Genomic DNA, 16,577 nt, shown 5'->3' with positions numbered 1-16,577 from the left:
CCCCCAAACCGAGCGCACCAATGGTCAATGGTTTCGACTCGGCACGGCTCGGCAGCCTGCCGGAGCGAGAGCGAAAGATGATCGAGCGCCGACAGATGTTACTCGGACCGTCGTATCGGCTCTTTTATGAAAACCCGGTCCATGTCACGAAGGCCAAGGGCGTATGGCTGTATGGACCGGACGGAGAAGCCTATCTCGACGCCTATAATAACGTGCCGTCGGTCGGTCATTGCCACCCGCACGTTGTGGAGGCAATAAGTTACCAGGCGTCGCAACTCAATACGCATACACGTTATCTGAACGAGCAAATCCTCTCCTACTCAGAAAGGCTTTTGGCGACATTTCCGGCCGAACTCGACCGCGTCATGTACACCTGCACCGGAAGCGAGGCGGTCGATCTGGCCCTCCGGTTGGCACGCCATTACACAGGTGGCTCCGGCTTCATTACTACGGAGAACGCCTATCATGGCGTGACGGCCTCGGCGGCGGAAATCTCGCCGTTGCTTGGCGACAGCGTACCCCTTGGCCAGCATGTGCTGACAGTGCCGGCGCCCGACACTTATCGCGCCAATGGTCGCGGCGTCGGCGCGGCATTGGCGGACGACGTCGCCAAAGCGATCGGCCACATGCGCCGCCGGGGTATCACGCCAGCCGCCTTTATCGCCGACAGCATCTTTTCCTCGGACGGCGTTTTTGCCGATCCGCCCGGTTTCCTCAAACCCGTCGTCGATGTGCTGAAAAAAGCTGACGTGCTTTATATCGCTGACGAGGTGCAGCCCGGCTTCGGGCGAATTGGCACAAACATGTGGGGTTTCGCGCGTCACGAAGTCATCCCGGACATTGCAGTGACAGGCAAGCCGATGGGTAACGGAATGCCAATCGCAGCGGCCATTATGAAGTCGGACATCCAGGAGTGTTTCGGCCGGGATATACGTTACTTCAACACATTTGGGGCCAACAACGTTTCCTTGGCTGCTGCCTCGGCTGTACTTGACGTTATCGAGAGCGAAAATCTCATGCAAAATGCGCGCAAGACAGGGGACTACCTGCGCGCAGGAATGAAGAGCCTGAAAGAGACGTTCGGTTCGATTGGAGATGTCCGGGGCAGCGGTCTGTTTCTCGGATTGGAGTTTGTACGCAATCAGGACAGCCGCGAGCCAGATAGCGCCGTCGCGTTGAAAGTTGTGAGCGAGCTTCGTGAACGGCGTGTGTTGATAAGTGCTTCAGGACTGAATGGTAATGTTCTCAAAATTCGGCCGCCGCTCCCTTTCTCTCGCGAAAATGCCGATATGCTGCTCAACGCAATTGAGGGTGCCCTTGTCGAAATAGAACGCGAGGGCTGAGTACGGCGGCTCACCGCTTTGTGCCATAGAGCGCTCACCTCCAGCTTTGGAGGTCGCCACTTGTGCCGCTGTTCCATAATTCAGCTTATGCCAGATTCGCCTGTAGCCGGGTACATTCTATTTCCAATTGGCTGGCGCAGTCGCATTCCTAATTAACTTCGACATCGGAACCTGTGGGTCGCAGTGCTCTCCAAGAGCAACCCTCCCGTCATCCTTTTTGAACTCAGGGGAGCAGCCAGTTTTCGACGCGCAAGCCCCGGTAAACCGTAAAGTTCCGCATATTATCGTCACCAGGACAGCCTTGAGCGAAACCGCCTGCGCGGCTATCAGTTTGTCCAGGTGATCCTTTTACCGGTCACGTGTCGCGAACCTGACGTGTCCATGGGCCCTTGCCGCATCACTATCGAACGGGGCGCCAGGGATTGCCTCGATCAGATACTCCAGGTTCGACCGTTCCTTTTCTGCATCCTTCAAGGCAGAAACGCCGTATTCGAGTTCCGCGAACGTGATGGCAGACATGACGACATCGCCGACGCGGCATTGAGCAAAACGTTGTGCGACTTGCTGCGGTTGCTCCCTCATCAGATAGATGCACATGTTGGTGTCAAGCATGTAGAGCGGCATTACAGCCTATCCCGTTCGGCCTGCTCCTGATCACCGCGCCCCTCCGCCATGAACGAGTCGCCAAATCTTGCGAAACGCGCCAATACGCCCTCCAGGGAGGGTTTTAGCGAGCGGATGCGGAGCTCGTCACCAATGCGCTCGATTTGAAGCTCCATCTCGGTCTGGCTGTAAGCCAAATCGGCGGGAATTCTCACCGCTTGGGAATTGCCATTCCTGAATACTTTTGTCGTATGCATGACATTCTGCTTTCCGAAGTCGAACTGGTGAATGTACATCATCCGTGTGTACATCATAGATTTTTCGCGGCGATTCAAGTTGCCGGAAGGAAAGGGCCAGACCGCGAGTAGGCCTGCTCTGACGAGGTGCGCAGGGAACGAAATTCGGGCGATCAGGTTAGTCCAAGGAAAAGCGGTCTTTCGAGCCCTGGCGACGAGTTGAACCCGAGGAGCACGTTGTGAATGTTGTAAGTTTCCCGCGCCAGCTCCACGATGAACCCGATCGAGCTTTCGTCAACACAGACGCAGATGCGCGACCGCTCTATAAATTTGCCCTGCAGTACGACATGGACGGCAAGAGCTGGGCGACCGACGTGTGGGCCTATTCAGCCAAAGACGCCGAAGATCGCGTCGCAGCGATGCGGCGGTCGCTGACGATGTGCGGACAGCTCTATGCCGAGGTGAAGGCCGACGCTCCGACGCAGCTCTGAGCACAAGCGACACGGCTAAGGTGGCCAAGCGATTGCCACTCGTCTCCCCTAACCGACTGTCGACCGCCCGCTCATCAGTTTTGGCATGTCATCTGGAACAGTTTGTTTCTCGAAGAGTTCGGGTCGCAAAAATTCGGGATCCCCTACGCCGATATCGGGAGGTATCAATGTCAGCGCGATCGAAACATCCGCCAACTATTGGTGAGAGCACGCCTGCGGCCGGCGGATGGGCGGCGGCAAGATCTCTTGGAGAGATTCTTCTTCGCGAACATGTCCCCCGCTCGGGGCCGTCGCTGCTTTCCCATCACAACAAACCAGATGGCTACATGTGCGTCAGTTGCGCCTGGGCCAAGCCTGCAAAACCCCATGCCATGGAGTTTTGCGAGAACGGCGCAAAGGCGACCGCCTGGGAGGTCACTTCACGCCGCGCCGACCGCGCCTTCTTCGCAGCCCACACATTGCATGAGCTGGAGCAATGGAGCGATCACGATCTCGAAGAACAAGGTCGGCTGGCCCATCCGATGCGGTGGAACAGCTCGACCGACAAATATGAACCGGTGGACTGGAGCGATGCGTTCTCAGAAATCGGCGAGGAGCTGCGGGCAATTTCTCCGCGTGAGGTCGATTTCTACACCTCCGGACGCGCCTCCCTCGAAACTTCCTACATGTATCAGCTCTTTGCGCGCATCTTCGGCAGCAACAACCTGCCCGATTCTTCCAACATGTGTCACGAAAGCTCCTCGGTCGGTCTGCCGGAAAGCATCGGAGCCTCCGTTGGCACGGCAATCCTGTCCGATTTCCAGAACTGCGATTGCATTTTCTATATGGCGCAGAACGTCGCCACCTCTTCCCCGCGAATGCTGCATGACTTGCAGGATGCCGTCGACCGGGGCGTGAAAATCGTCACCTTCAATCTATTGCGCGAACCGGGCCTCGAACGTTTCATCAACCCGCAAATGCCGAGCCAGATGCTGACCGGCCGGTCGACGCCGATTTCGTCGGAATATTATCAGGTGAAGAACGGAGGCGACATCGCGGCCCTCTTCGGCGTCTGCAAAGCCTTGATCGAAGCCGACGATGCAATGAAGGAAATGGGGATGAGCAAGGTTTCCGGCTCCGATGCCGTGCCCCATAAACCGGATAATGCCGCGTCGGTGGCGTTCGCCGCTTCCATTGCGGCGGCCGACAAAAAGCATGTTCTCGACCACGATTTCATCAACACGCATACATCGGGTTTCGAGGAGTTTGCCGAAGCTGCCCGCCGATATGACTGGGCCGAACTGGAACATGTTTCCGGCTTGACCCGCGAGCAGATGATTCAGGCAGCCCGCACCTATGCCCATTCGGAGGCGGTGCTGATGGTCTATGGCATGGGTCTGACGCAGCATGTGATGGGTGTCCAGAACGTTCATATGGTCGCCAATCTCGCGCTGCTGCGCGGCAATATCGGCAAGCCGGGCGCCAATATCTGCGCCGTGCGCGGCCACTCGAACGTGCAGGGCCAGCGCACGGTCGGGATAACGGAAAAGCCGGACCTCGTGCCGCTCGACAAACTGGCGCAACTCTACCAGTTCGAACCGCCACAATGGGAAGGACGCTCAACCGTCGACACCTGCAAGGCGATCCTGGAGGGCGAAGCCAAAGCCTTCGTCAGCCTCGGCGGCAATTTCCTGCGCGCCGTCCCGGAAACGGAGGCGATGGAGGAGGCGTGGCGCAAACTCCGCCTGACCGTACAGATCGCGACGAAACTCAATCGCAGCCACGTCATCCATGGCGAAATCGCCTATCTCCTTCCCTGTCTCGGCCGTATCGAAGTCGATGAACAAGCGAGCGGTCCGCAAGCCGTTTCCATGGAAAGTTCGGTGGCGCATTTCCATGGCTCGCGTGGAAGGGCGAAGCCTGCAAGCGAAGAGCTTCTGTCGGAGCCCGCCATCATCGCCGGCATCGCCAAGGCAACGCTGACCAAAGGCCGCGTTCCCTGGGATGAATGGGTCGGCGATTATTCGAAGATCCGCGATGCAATCGAAGCGACCTATCCCGAGACGTTTAAAGACTTCAACAAACGCATGTTTCAGCCGGGTGGCATCCCGAGACCGGTGCCGGCCAGGGAGCGCAAATGGACGACGCCCAACCAGAAAGCCAATTTCATCACGCCGCCGCGCCTCTTCCCCGAACTTGACATCGGTCCAGGCGCCACCGAGGTTCTCAACCTCGCCACGCTGCGCTCCAACGACCAATTCAACACGACAATCTACGCATACGGCGATCGCTACCGGGGCGTGAAGGGAACGCGGAAGGTGGTCTTCATGAACGAAGAGGATATTGGCAGACTGGGCTTCAAGGAAGGCGATTTCGTCGATCTGACGACAGCCATCGACGTCGCCACAACGCGCCGCGTCACCGGCTTCAAGGTTGTTCGGCGCCTAATTCCGGCCGGGTGCTGCGCGGCCTATTATCCTGAGGCGAACCCGCTTTTCCCGCTGGCACACCACGACGCCAAAGCCAAGACCCCGTCTTACAAGATGTTGCCGGTGCGGCTCAGTCTCTCGGCCCTGTCATCACGGCCCTGATCCAGGTCCCGGCAATGCGCGAAAGCAAGCACGTCCCCTGGTCGGCCGCAGTATCGCTTCTCGCGATGGCAGCCGTATGGGCCGCCATCGCCTGGGCAAGCCGTCCACGCTTGCGTCGCGCCCATCCCGTCGTCGCGTCCAATCTGTTCCCTTTGCTTGCCGATAGCACCGTCAAGAAGGGCGGCACCTGGTTCGTCTCGACGTTGCTATTCGGTATGTTCGTGATCGGAGCCGCGCTCGGCTGGGCAAGACATCCAAGACAATACCGTGCCGATCCGCCCGTCACATCGTCTCTCGATCAGTTCCGGCTGATGCCGGACAGGATCGGCGGCACACCACCCGACGTCTATTTCGCGCTTGGCAAGCCCTATGAGACGACCGCCTATGATCTGAGCCAGGGCAAGCGCCTTTATTCCTGGTTCGGCTGCTCTAGTTGCCATGGAGACGGACGAGGCGGGACCGGCCCTTCGTTTCTTGACGGCTGGTGGTTTTATGGCTCGGAAATGGTATCGGTGGTGGCATCCATACGCGACGGACGGCCTCACGGCATGCCTGCCTTCGCGAACAAAATGACCAGCGACCAGATCTGGCAGCTTGCTGGCTATGTCAGGACAATCGGCGCCTATTCCGCCCTCTACACCGCGCCGAGCCGCAATGACGACAAGCATACGAGACCGGCAGAGAACAGGGCGCCGGCCGCAACTCTTTTCGAGGAAGGGCCGGTGGGCGTTCGCTCCGATCGAGGGGTCCGGCCTTGAAGATCGCTCCGGCATGCACCCTGTTTCTGTCTGGCTGCGCTGCCGGGACGCAATCGGCGCTGAATGCGGACGGACCTGCCGCTTCGGAACTCAAGAGCCTGTTATTCCTGTTCGTCGCCGTCTGCGGCGTCATCTTCGTGCTCGTCATGGGCGTCATGGCATGGGCGCTGGTTCGGCGGAAAAACCAGGCCCCCGGCGAACCGCAGACCGAGCGTTCCTTGGCCAGGGTCGTTACCTCCGCGATCGTTATGACCTTCCTGGTCGTAAGCTTCCTGACCATCACCAGCTTTTACGCAACCAATGGCGTCGACCGCGGCCGGGACAATCCGCCGACCATCGCCGTCCGCGGGCAGCAGTGGTGGTGGCAGTTTACCTATCTCGATGCGGATCCCGCCAGAACCTTCCAGACTGCCAACGAACTGCATATCCCGGTGGGAGCCGATGTCCGGCTGCGCCTGGAGGCAACTGATGTCATTCATTCCTTCTGGGTGCCAAACCTGACGGGAAAGCAGGATCTGGTCCCCGGCCGCGAGAACGGGCTGACGCTGCATGCCAGCAAGGCCGGCATCTATCGCGGCCAATGCGCCGAATTCTGCGGCCTGCAGCACAGCCACATGGCACTGCTGGTGATTGCCGAGGAGCCGGAGGACTACGCCAGGTGGCTGGAGTCGCAGAGAAAGACGGCAGCCGCGCCGGCCGATGGTGATGCCGCTACGGGAAAGCTCGTCTTCATGAGCAAGCCTTGCGCCGCCTGCCATACCATCCGGGGCACCGAGGCATCGGGCACTTCAGGGCCTGACCTCACCCATGTCGGCAGCCGCAGCATGATTGCGGCGGGGCTGCTGGAGAATACGCGAGGATCGGTTGCGGCATGGATTGCCGACCCGCAAACGCTGAAGCCGGGCAACAACATGCCGTTGGTTCCCCTCACCGGCGAAGAGCTGCGACAGGTGAGCGCCTATATGAGTGGTCTGCGATGATTGGCGGTGGCAGAACCCCTTCCCCCGCCGATCTGGCTGCCGGCTGTCCCGAGGCGGAGGCCTTCCTCAGGCGCACATGGTCGACGCCGCCTGGATTGTTGGCAGCGCTCTCCACGGTCGATCACAAGATCATCGGTCGGCGCTATATCGCGACAGCCTTTGTCTTTCTCATCCTCGGCGGCGTGCTGGCGCTTGTGATGCGCATCCAGCTCGCCTTCCCCGAGGCCCGCTTCATCAGCGCCGACCGGTACAATCAGATCTTCACCGTGCACGGGAGCAACATGATGTTCCTGTTTGCGGTGCCGGTCATGGAGGCGATGGCGGTCTATCTCGTGCCTCTGATGGTCGGAACCCGCAACATCGCCTTTCCCAGGCTGAATGCCTTCTCCTACTGGATCTACCTCGCTGGCGGGCTGCTGCTGTGGATCTCGCTTGCCCTCGATACCGCGCCCGATGTCGGCTGGTTTTCCTATGTGCCACTTGCAGGCCCGCAGTATGGCGCGGGAAAGCGGGTCGATCTCTGGGCGCAGATGATCACTTTCACCGAAGTGTCCGCCCTCGCGGTCGCCGTTGAGATCGTCGTGACCGTCTTCAAGCTGCGGGCGCCGGGCATGTCGCTCAATCGCATCCCGCTCTTCGTCTGGTCGATGCTGGTGACGGCCTTTCTGGTCATCCTGGCAATGCCGGCGATCATGTTCAGCTCCTCGTCGCTCATTCTTGACCGGCTGGTCGGCACGCAGTTCTACAATCCCTCCGAAGGCGGCGACGTCCTTCTCTGGCAGCACCTGTTCTGGTTCTTCGGCCATCCGGAGGTCTACATCATCTTCCTGCCGGCGGTCGGCATGGTGTCCGCGATGATCTCCACCTTCACGCAGCGTCCTGTCTTCGGCTACCTTCCTTTGGTGCTGGCAATGATCGCGACAGGAGTCCTGGCCTTCGGCCTCTGGGTGCATCACATGTTCGTCGCCGGTCTGCCCCGACTGGGAAGCAGCTTCTTCACCGCCTCAAGCATGGCGATCGCCATTCCCGCCGGAACCCAGATCTTCTGCTGGCTGGCAACGCTGTGGGATGGCCGTCCAGTCTTTAAGACACCGCTGCTTTTCATCATCGGCTTCCTCATCACCTTTGTGATCGGCGGAATGACTGGCGTGATGGTTGCGTCCGTGCCGCTCGACACTCAGGTTCACGATACCTATTTCGTCGTCGCGCATTTCCATTACGTGCTGATCGGCGGCTCGGTCTTCCCTCTGATCGGCTCGATCTACTACTGGTTCCCGAAGATGACCGGCCGGATGATGAGTGAAAGGCTCGGCCGATGGGCTTTCGGCCTGATCTTCATCGGCTTTCACCTGACGTTCTTCCCTATGCACATCCTCGGCCTTGAGGGTATGCCGCGGCGTGTCTATACCTATCCGCCGGAGTTGCCCTGGGCAGGCTTGAACCTCTTTGTCAGCCTCAGCACTATCATCCTGGCCGTCGGCTTCCTGGTCTTCTTCGTTGACGCCATCCGCAGCTTCAAATTCGGGCCGCCCGCGGAACCGAACCCCTGGAACGCCTCGACGTTGGAATGGGCCACATCCTCGCCCCCTGCCCCTTACAACTTCCGCCACATCCCCGTCGTGGAATCGGCCGAACCGCTCTGGACATCCGGCGAGACGTTGCCGGTGGCGACTGGACTTCGGCTCGATCGGCGCGAACTGATCGTGAGTAGCGTCGCAGCGGGCAAGCCGGAAGCGCGGGAGTCCTCGCCAGCCGATTCGATCTGGCCGTTTCTGGCCGCTATCGCCACGAGCATTATGCTGATCGGCTCGATCTTCAGTCCGTGGGCCGTCGTCTGGGGAGCCGTGCCGGTGGCAATCACTCTGACGGGATGGTTCTGGCCCAAGCAAACGCCGGAGGACGAGTCATGAAGGAGCGTGTGGTCACCGATCTGTCGAAGCTTCCCCTGCACGGCCTAGGCAGCGCGAGCCTGACGTTCTGGGGCACCAGTGCCTTCATGCTGATCGAAGGCATGGGATTCGCCTTGGCGATCGTCGTCTACTTCTATCTCATGAGCCTGGCGCCGCGTTGGCCGATCGAAGCCCCTGCCCCGGATCTTCTTCCCGGCACGATTCTGACCCTGCTGCTTCTCGTCAGCATCGTGCCGAATATGCTCATTGCGCGGTGGGCAAAGCACAGGGATCTCCCCAAGGTGCGCGCGGGACTGATCGTCATGGCGCTTCTCGGTGCAGCACCCCTCATACCCCGCGCCTACGAATTTCCTGCCCTTCACGTAGGCTGGGACGACGATGCCTATGGATCGATCGTCTGGACGATGCTCGGCCTGCACGCGACCCACATCATCACCGACCTCGTCGATACCGTCGTTCTCGCCTGTCTGATGTTTTCGAAGCATGGCGACAAGGCGCGGCGCTACGGCGATGTCGAAGACAACGCGCTCTACTGGAACTTTGTCGTCCTCGCCTGGCTTCCTCTCTACGGATGCATCTATTGGGTGCCGCGGCTATGAGAACAGCAACGACGATCATCTTTCTTCTTCTGATGGCGACACCGGGCTTGGCACATGAAGGCCATGCCCATTCGAATTCCCTCCCATGGACGGCCGATCCCTGGATAATCGCGCCGCTCGCAGTCTGCGCTGCCCTCTATGCAAGCGGAAGCCTTCGCTTGATGTCGCGATCATCCACGGGCCGCCGCGTCTTCGCGCACCGGCTTTTGGCCTATTGGGCCGGCTGGCTGGTGCTTGCTGGCGCACTGATCTCTCCCCTGCATTGGCTGGGAGAACAGCTTTTCACCGTCCATATGATCGAACATGAACTGGTCATGGCGGTTGCCGCGCCGCTCATCGTATTGGCACGCCCGTCGGCGGTGCTGCTCTGGGGGCTGCCCAGGATCGTCAGACGCCGGGTGGGACAGGTGCTCGCCTCGAGCGTGGTCCGCGGGACCTGGACGTTGCTCAGCAACGGCACTATCGCGACGCTGCTGCACGGAGTGGCAATCTGGACATGGCATGCACCTCTTCTGTTCGACGCCGCGATCGAAAGCACGCCGCTCCACCGTCTGCAGCATCTTTCCTTTTTCCTCAGTGCCGTCCTGTTCTGGTGGCCTGTTATCTGGAAGACGGACAGGGGGCTTGCGGCCTGGCATCTGTTCGTGACGATGCTCCATATGAGCATTCTTGGGGCCCTTATCGCCCTGTCGCCGAACGTGCTCTACGTCGTGCAGACACGATCGTCTGGGGCTTGGGGGCTGTCGCCGCTCGAAGATCAGCAGATGGCAGGCCTGGTAATGTGGATTCCTGCCGGCATCGTCTACGCCGCTGTTGCGCTGGCGCTGACGGCATTATGGATCAGGGATTCCGGAAAGGGAGGCGCAGATGGAACGCCTATCGTCGCCCCATAATTCCCTTCGCCCCGCTTTGCTGATCGCCGCCTGCTTGGTGAGCCTGACGGCGGCATTGACCTTGACCGACATCTACCGGCAGCGATCCGAAAGGCAAGCTGTTGCCGTCGCCATGACAAAAGGCGATCCGGCGCGGGCGCCGGCGATTTTTCGCCGATATGGCTGCGCCGGATGTCACACCATTCCAGGCATCGAGGGCGCCGACGGCAAGGTCGGCGGCGATCTCTCCGGTCTGCGCGAGCGGGTCTACATTGCCGGCGTGCTCAACAATTCCACCGACAACCTCATCGCCTGGATCGTCGCGCCACAGGCCCATTCGCCAAAGACGGCGATGCCCACCACCGGAATATCCGAACAGGAAGCCCGCGATCTCGCAGCCTATCTCTATGCTCGCTAAGAAATTGGTGTTTCCGATCAACTCGCCTTCAACAATTACTCGGACGATCACGGCGCGCCAGTATCAAAACGTTGATAATAAGCGCATGATCACCCTTAGGTGCATGTCGTCCGGAAGTCTGCAGCTCCAGGATCGTGATATGCATCAAGACAAGAAACTAAAGCGCGTTGCAGGAATCAATTTGCTCGACGCGCTTTAGAAGGAGATCCGCATGGATCGCATGATTGTGAAGAAGCATTTGGAGCAGGCGCTGGAACATGTCGCCGTTGGACGAGGGCATGTTGCTCGCCAGCGCGAGATCGTCGCTGAACTGACCGAACGCGGCGCCGACGTGACGGAAGCGATACGGCTTTTGACCAATTTCGAGGAGTCGCAGATCATGCATGTGGCGCACCTTGAGAGGCTTGAGGCAGAGCTGCTGGAATGTGACGAGAAGCATCAGGCCGGCGGATCCGAAGATAGTTCGGCCCTGTGACGGGCGAGAGTTTCCCGCCCTGTTTTAGTCTAGCAACAGCGCCCACTGACACCAAAAACAGCTGCGGCAGGACGCACGGCCGTCAGCCACAATCTGTCCTACATCGCACGCCAAGCATCGACGTCTTATCTTTCAGCCGTTCGCATCCTCTTCGACCAGATTGCTGACGGAAATGGGAATTGCGATCGAGCAACTGATCCCGTCCTCTCCAAGTGTGTAGGAGGTTTTCGCATCAAGCTGATAGGGCAGCGCGCGCTCGATCAGTTCACGGCCCTGGCCGCCCCCTTGGGGTCCGGAATTTTCGGGCGGCATCTTCACCCCACTCTCCCGCCAGTCGACATGCAGCCATGGCTTGCCACCGTCGCCGGATTGCTCGACATGCCAGTTGATGGCCAGACGTGCCCGAGGTTGGCTCAGCGCTCCGTATTTGACCGCATTGGTCGCCAATTCATGCATTGCCAATGCCATTGTCTGTACGCTGGTCGAGCGTAGCCTGACGCCGTCCGCACCTTCGAGGGTAATCCGGTCCATCTGGCCGTCCTGCACGCCGTGCGCCGCCAGTTCCGATAGGATAAGCTGATCGAACGTGATGCGCTCCCCCTCCTGCAGGCGCGAAAGAAGACCCTGCACACGCGCCAGTACATCCAGGCGGTCGCAAAACCTCTTATAAAAGTCAGGCAGATCGGCGCTGGTGCGCATGGTCTTGTCCGCCATCGACCGCACTACCGCCATGAGATTGCGCGTGCGGTGCTGAAGTTCGGCGACCAGCACTTTCATCCGGTCGGCAGAGGCTTTTTCATCGGTGATATCGCGGCCGATACCACCAATCTGCTTGACATTGCCCTCCTCTCCTAAAATCGGAAAGTCAGCATTGCGCAGCCAGCGGATCTCATGGTCCGAAGCACGCCTGATGCGGTATTCGAACTCCACGCGTTCGCCGTTTCGCACCCGGCGGATTTCGGAGAGCGCCAGTTCGCGGTCTTCGGGAATGATGAGTTCGGCCCAGCTGCGGAAGTTGTTGCCGGTCATGGCCTGCTCCCGGTCGACCCCATAGATCGTCTCGAACGCCGGCGTCAGGTAGACCCATTGCAGCGTCTCGGCGTCCCGGATCCACAGCACGTCGGAAGAGGCTTCGCCAAACAGACGGAATTGCTCCTCCCCCTGCCGCAAAGCGGCCTGCGCTTGTTTGCGCGCCGAGATGTCGATGCAGAACTCGGCAATCGTGCCATCGCCAAGATCGCGCCCGGCAAACAGCATCCAGCGACGCGTCCCGTCTGCGAGGACATATTCTTTTTCATAAGGGCCGAGCTTGCCGGTCTCTTTCACCGCCGCCATTTGCGCTTCGCTCTCCGCGAGGTGCTCCGCCGGCGTGAGCCGCCGCCAGTGCAGCTCGGAGCGCTCCATTTGCGAGCGCGTATAACCTGTCATCTTCAGGAACACCTCGTTGGCATCGCAGATAACGCCGTCCTGATTGATGAATACCACTCCAACTGCATCCGTCTCCAACACGCGCTGCAGGCGCTCTTCGCTGCGGCGAAGCGCAACCTCCGCCTCGTAAGTTGCGGTCAGATCGGTGAAGGTCACGACAGCCCCGCTGATATAGTTGTCGACACTGCGATAAGGCAGGACGCGCGCGGCGTAGTGGCGGTTGTTCGTCGGGTCGCTAACCTTTCGATCTACAGGCACCAGCGTCCTCAGAACGAGACGAACATCGTCCAGGAGCTCCGGATATGCGACGCGCGAAACGACGTGATCCAGCGGCCGCCCGACATCGGTTTCGAGCAGATGGAATATTTCCGTCGCCGCCGGCGTGAAGCTCCTGACGCGCAGATCATTGTCGAGGAAGACGGTAGCGATCTGCGTTGCCTCGAGAAGGTTCTTCAAGTCAGAATTGGTGCGGTCGAGTTCGGTGACGCGATGGGCGAGTTCGCCATTGACGGTCTGTAGTTCCTCGTTGACCGACTGCAATTCTTCCTTAGAGGTTTCCATCTCCTCGTTGGCCGACTGCAGCTCTTCATTGATCGACTGATATTCTTCGTTGGAAGATTTGAGCTCCTCATTTGTCGATTCGAGCTCCTCGATCGTTGCCTGCAGCCGGTCACGGGTGACGCGCAGATCGGTCTCCAGCCGCTGGACATGCTCTTCGCTCGTCAGCCTTCCGCCATCAGGTGCCGTCCCCTCGGCCACCTGCCCGGCATCCTGAAAAAGCACGATCAGCGAAGTGACATCGCCGGTACCTAGGGGCTCGACAATGATATTGACTGCGTAGGTGCGGTCGTCCTGGCGCAGCAGCACCCTCGGAACTTCGACCTTGACCGCCTCCGTGGTGGCACGTTGCAAAGCGGACCGCATGTCGAGCCTGAGATCACGATGTGCAAGGCTCAGGAGATTAAGCGTCGCAGTCCCCGAAGCGGGTTCGAGGTAGCGGCCCGTGCGTCCCGAGAAGTGCAGCACGTCATAGTGTGAATCGACGACGACATAGGCCGGAGCGAAGCGCTCGGCGACGACCTCTGCCTGGCGGCTGATCGTCGCCGACAGCCGGCCAGTCTGCAGCATCGGCGCCGGCGCCGAAAGCGCATGGTCGGGGCTGCGAGGACGTGGACTGAGCGGGAAGTCCGGAATGATGCGGGTCGCCGTCTCCAGCCTTCGAAACAGCCGGTTCTTTCGGTCGACGGGCGCGAAGAGCTTGGCGTGGCGGGTAACGTTTTCCGAAGAACCCAGAAACAGGATACCACTCGGCCTGAGGGCGAAGTGAAAGATCGGGATGACCCGGTTCTGCAGCTCGCTGTCTAGATAGATCAGCAGGTTCCTGCAGGAGAGGATGTCGATTCGAGAGAATGGCGCATCCTTGACGATGTTGTGCGGCGAGAAGATGCACATTTCCCGCAATTCCTTGACGACGCAATAGGTGTCGCCTTCACGCACGAACCATCGGGCAAGCCGGTCCGGCTGGAGCTGGGAGGTTATCGCTGCGGAATAACGCCCGGCACGCGCAATCCCGAGCGCGCGGGCATCGAGATCCGTCGCGAAGATCTGCACATCAGGAGGGTAATCCATGGTCGCCATATGCTCGCGCAGCAGCATCGCGATCGAATAGGCTTCTTCGCCGGTGGCGCAGCCTAGCACCCAGACGCGCAGCTGATCACCAGGTTCCTTGCCCTCGAACAGCCTCGGAATTTCGCGCTCCAGCGCTTCGAACTCGGCGGGATCTCTGAAAAACTGGGTAACGCCGATCAGCAGGTCCTGAAAGAGGTTTTGAACTTCGTCGCGGCTGGCGCGCAGCCGCTCGATATAGGCATCGATATCGCCGATTTGCAGCACCTGCATACGCCGCTGAACACGCCGCGTGAAGGTGCCGCGCTTGTATCCGTGGAAGTCATGGCTGGTGACATTACGAAGAACCGTGGCAATCTGCGTGATCTGTGCCTCGATGGCGCTCGGGGCCTCCTCATCCAGGCCCGCGTCTTCCTCCTCGACGACATTTCCGGTATAAAGCGCGATGTGGGCTGCGATGCCCTTCGCCGGCAGTCGCAAGTCCGCGATCGCCAGCGCACCTCCCTCCTCAGCAGATTGATAGTCGCCATCGTCCATCTCCGTGATCGACAGACCGCCAAACTTCTTGGTTGCCGCCACACCGGCGATGCCATCATTGTCGAGACCCGCCAGAACCACAGCGATCGCGCGCTCATGGGCATGTTCCGCCAGCGAGATCAACATCGTGTCGACGGTGCCACGATGGCCAACGGGTTCCGAGGCAGGCCGAATGCGGATATGGCCATCCTCGACGGTCATCATATCGTCGGAGCCGCCGACGTAGATATGGTTCGGAAGGATGCGCTCTCCATCCACCGCGACCGTCACCGCAAGTCGTTGCTGCTGTGCCAGCATTTCAAGGACGGCAGCTGCAGTGAGCCCCTCCTGCTGGCGCACCGCCACGAGATAGGATGCGCCGAGGTCGGCGCCGAGGTCGGAGAATATCTGCTCGAGCGAACGGAGCGAGCGAGCGCATACGGCTATGCCGACGATCACGATAGGCTGTTCGTGCTCATCCCGCTCAGCCGCGCCTGCCTGTTGCTCCATGTCTTCCCGTTCGTCGTACGCCATCGTCTATCCATGCCTCTGCCGCGGCGATTCTAAACCGTCCGCACGGTAGAAAGATACAACTTTATCAGATGTCCTGGAACCGCGACGCGCGACCGTGGCGCAACGAGCTTAGAGCGGCGTCTCGCAGGGTCGCGGAATATTGCCGATATTCCACCGCCCTTGCCTCGTAGAGTTCGGCGACGGCATTGCGGCCGGTGGCGCGGGCGTCGCGCGCCATCCGTTCCACGAGCGTCAGCCGCTCCTCCATGATACGCATGGCGAGTCTGATTGCCTCATCAAGCTCGTCTATATGCGAAGCAAGGACGTCGGCGGTATAGGCGTGGCCGATCTGGCACCGAAATCGCAACGGCCGCGAACCGCGAACCTCGGAAAGCACCCCATGGCAATCGGGGCAGGTCAGGGCGCTGGGAGAGGCGAACTTGCGAAGTTCGGCACTGCCAAGCCGGTCGCCAGCCGCAATTTCGACCTCCAGCCGCAGATCGTCGGATGGCACGTCAGGAACCGGTCCGGCCTCGCTTCCGGCGATTTTGGCAAGAAGCCCGCCGAGGTCGGCTGCAGAGGCCACGTGATCGACCTCCACTGCTTCCAGCGCGGCCAAGGGCATTTGATCCGCCTCCGCGTCAAGCGGATGTTGCACCACCGTCGTCCCGCCATGGGACTTGATCGCATGCAGCCCCGCCGCTCCGTCATTGAGCATCCCGGTCAGGACGAGCCCCACTGCTCGTGGACCGAACGACAGGGCAGCAGATCGAAACATCGGGTCGATCGACGGACGGACCATGTTCTCGCGAGGGCCGGCTCCGAACTTGATCGTTTCCCCCATGAGAAGAAGGTGGCGGTCGGGTGCAGCGACGTAGATGTGGCCGCGCTCGATTGGCTGCCCGTCGACCGCCTGCCTCACGGGCAGGTTGGAACTATCGGCAAGAATCTCAGACAGTAGGCTGGGAGAATTCGCAGGAATGTGGGTGCTGACGAAAATGCTTGCCGGAAGGTCGGAGGGCAAATCGGCAAAGAGGGTCTTGAGGACAGCTCTGCTCCCCGCCGACCCGCCGATGGCAATAATATCCTTGGTGGTGCTGGAAGACATCATCTCGCCTTTCATGTCATCCCAACAGCCGATGCTCCATATTGTTCCCTTGCCCGCGAGCGCAAACGGCATCAGTCGGCCGGTACCGGCTCGGAGCGATGGCTGGCGGCAAGGAGATGCAGGCGAGCCAG

General features: G+C 60.1%; 14 protein-coding genes. 10 read left to right on the top strand and 4 right to left on the bottom strand.

The features are described from left to right. The first annotated feature begins 20 nt into the window (after nt 1–20). A complete protein-coding gene (locus tag PH551_RS06955) occupies nt 21–1,343 on the top strand; it encodes an aspartate aminotransferase family protein (protein WP_285192463.1) in 1,323 nt (440 codons plus the stop codon). Nucleotides 1,344–1,691: 348 nt separating this feature from the next. Here PH551_RS06955 and PH551_RS06950 read toward each other — a convergent pair whose 3' ends face one another. Next, nucleotides 1,692–1,967: a PIN domain-containing protein gene (locus PH551_RS06950; protein WP_285192398.1), complete on the bottom strand. Its 276-nt coding sequence runs from the start codon at nt 1,965–1,967 to the stop codon at nt 1,692–1,694. Then, on the bottom strand, nt 1,967–2,245 hold the full coding sequence (locus PH551_RS06945; RefSeq protein ID WP_285192397.1) for an antitoxin: 279 nt from the start codon (nt 2,243–2,245) through the stop codon (nt 1,967–1,969). Before PH551_RS06945 ends, PH551_RS06950 begins: the two co-directional genes overlap by 1 nt. Before the next feature lie 176 nt (nt 2,246–2,421). Between PH551_RS06945 and PH551_RS06940 the strand changes: the two genes are divergently transcribed. The 9 genes from PH551_RS06940 to PH551_RS06900 all read left to right on the top strand — a co-directional run bounded on the left by PH551_RS06940 (nt 2,422) and on the right by PH551_RS06900 (nt 11,255). Further along, nucleotides 2,422–2,673 (top strand): hypothetical protein, encoded by a 252-nt coding sequence (locus tag PH551_RS06940; RefSeq protein WP_285192396.1) that lies wholly within the window; start codon nt 2,422–2,424, stop codon nt 2,671–2,673. 167 nt (nt 2,674–2,840) lie between these two features. Beyond that, complete coding sequence (locus PH551_RS06935) at nt 2,841–5,243, top strand: FdhF/YdeP family oxidoreductase (protein WP_285192395.1); 2,403 nt, start codon at nt 2,841–2,843, stop codon at nt 5,241–5,243. Between the two features lie 215 nt (nt 5,244–5,458). After that, nucleotides 5,459–6,001, top strand: a complete 543-nt coding sequence (locus tag PH551_RS06930) for a c-type cytochrome (protein WP_285192462.1) — start codon at nt 5,459–5,461, stop codon at nt 5,999–6,001. Next, nucleotides 5,998–6,981 (top strand): cytochrome c oxidase subunit II, encoded by a 984-nt coding sequence (gene coxB / locus PH551_RS06925; protein WP_285192394.1) that lies wholly within the window; start codon nt 5,998–6,000, stop codon nt 6,979–6,981. The genes PH551_RS06930 and coxB overlap by 4 nt, the downstream gene beginning before the upstream one ends. Then, the gene (ctaD, locus tag PH551_RS06920; RefSeq protein WP_285192393.1) at nt 6,978–8,891 is read left to right on the top strand and encodes a cytochrome c oxidase subunit I; all 1,914 of its coding nucleotides are present in this window, start codon (nt 6,978–6,980) and stop codon (nt 8,889–8,891) included. Before coxB ends, ctaD begins: the two co-directional genes overlap by 4 nt. Continuing rightward, on the top strand, nt 8,888–9,490 hold the full coding sequence (locus PH551_RS06915) for a cytochrome c oxidase subunit 3 (RefSeq protein ID WP_285192392.1): 603 nt from the start codon (nt 8,888–8,890) through the stop codon (nt 9,488–9,490). Before ctaD ends, PH551_RS06915 begins: the two co-directional genes overlap by 4 nt. Beyond that, on the top strand, nt 9,487–10,383 hold the full coding sequence (locus PH551_RS06910) for a cytochrome c oxidase assembly protein (RefSeq protein WP_285192391.1): 897 nt from the start codon (nt 9,487–9,489) through the stop codon (nt 10,381–10,383). The genes PH551_RS06915 and PH551_RS06910 overlap by 4 nt, the downstream gene beginning before the upstream one ends. After that, nucleotides 10,358–10,780, top strand: a complete 423-nt coding sequence (locus PH551_RS06905) for a c-type cytochrome (RefSeq protein WP_285192390.1) — start codon at nt 10,358–10,360, stop codon at nt 10,778–10,780. The genes PH551_RS06910 and PH551_RS06905 overlap by 26 nt, the downstream gene beginning before the upstream one ends. A gap of 211 nt (nt 10,781–10,991) precedes the next feature. Further along, nucleotides 10,992–11,255: a hypothetical protein gene (locus PH551_RS06900; protein ID WP_285192389.1), complete on the top strand. Its 264-nt coding sequence runs from the start codon at nt 10,992–10,994 to the stop codon at nt 11,253–11,255. A 132-nt stretch (nt 11,256–11,387) separates the two neighbouring features. Here the strand turns inward: PH551_RS06900 and PH551_RS06895 are convergent, their stop codons facing one another. Then, on the bottom strand, nt 11,388–15,359 hold the full coding sequence (locus PH551_RS06895) for a CheR family methyltransferase (protein ID WP_285192388.1): 3,972 nt from the start codon (nt 15,357–15,359) through the stop codon (nt 11,388–11,390). Between the two features lie 64 nt (nt 15,360–15,423). Next, on the bottom strand, nt 15,424–16,446 hold the full coding sequence (locus PH551_RS06890; RefSeq protein WP_285192387.1) for a chemotaxis protein CheB: 1,023 nt from the start codon (nt 16,444–16,446) through the stop codon (nt 15,424–15,426). Nucleotides 16,447–16,577 lie beyond the last annotated feature (131 nt).

The sequence above is a fragment of the Rhizobium atlanticum genome (assembly GCF_030182485.1).
In the GTDB taxonomy this organism is placed as follows: Bacteria; Pseudomonadota; Alphaproteobacteria; order Rhizobiales; family Rhizobiaceae; genus Rhizobium.
The sequence above is the reverse complement of the archived record's forward strand: the minus strand, read 5'-3'. Positions and strand labels throughout refer to the sequence as shown.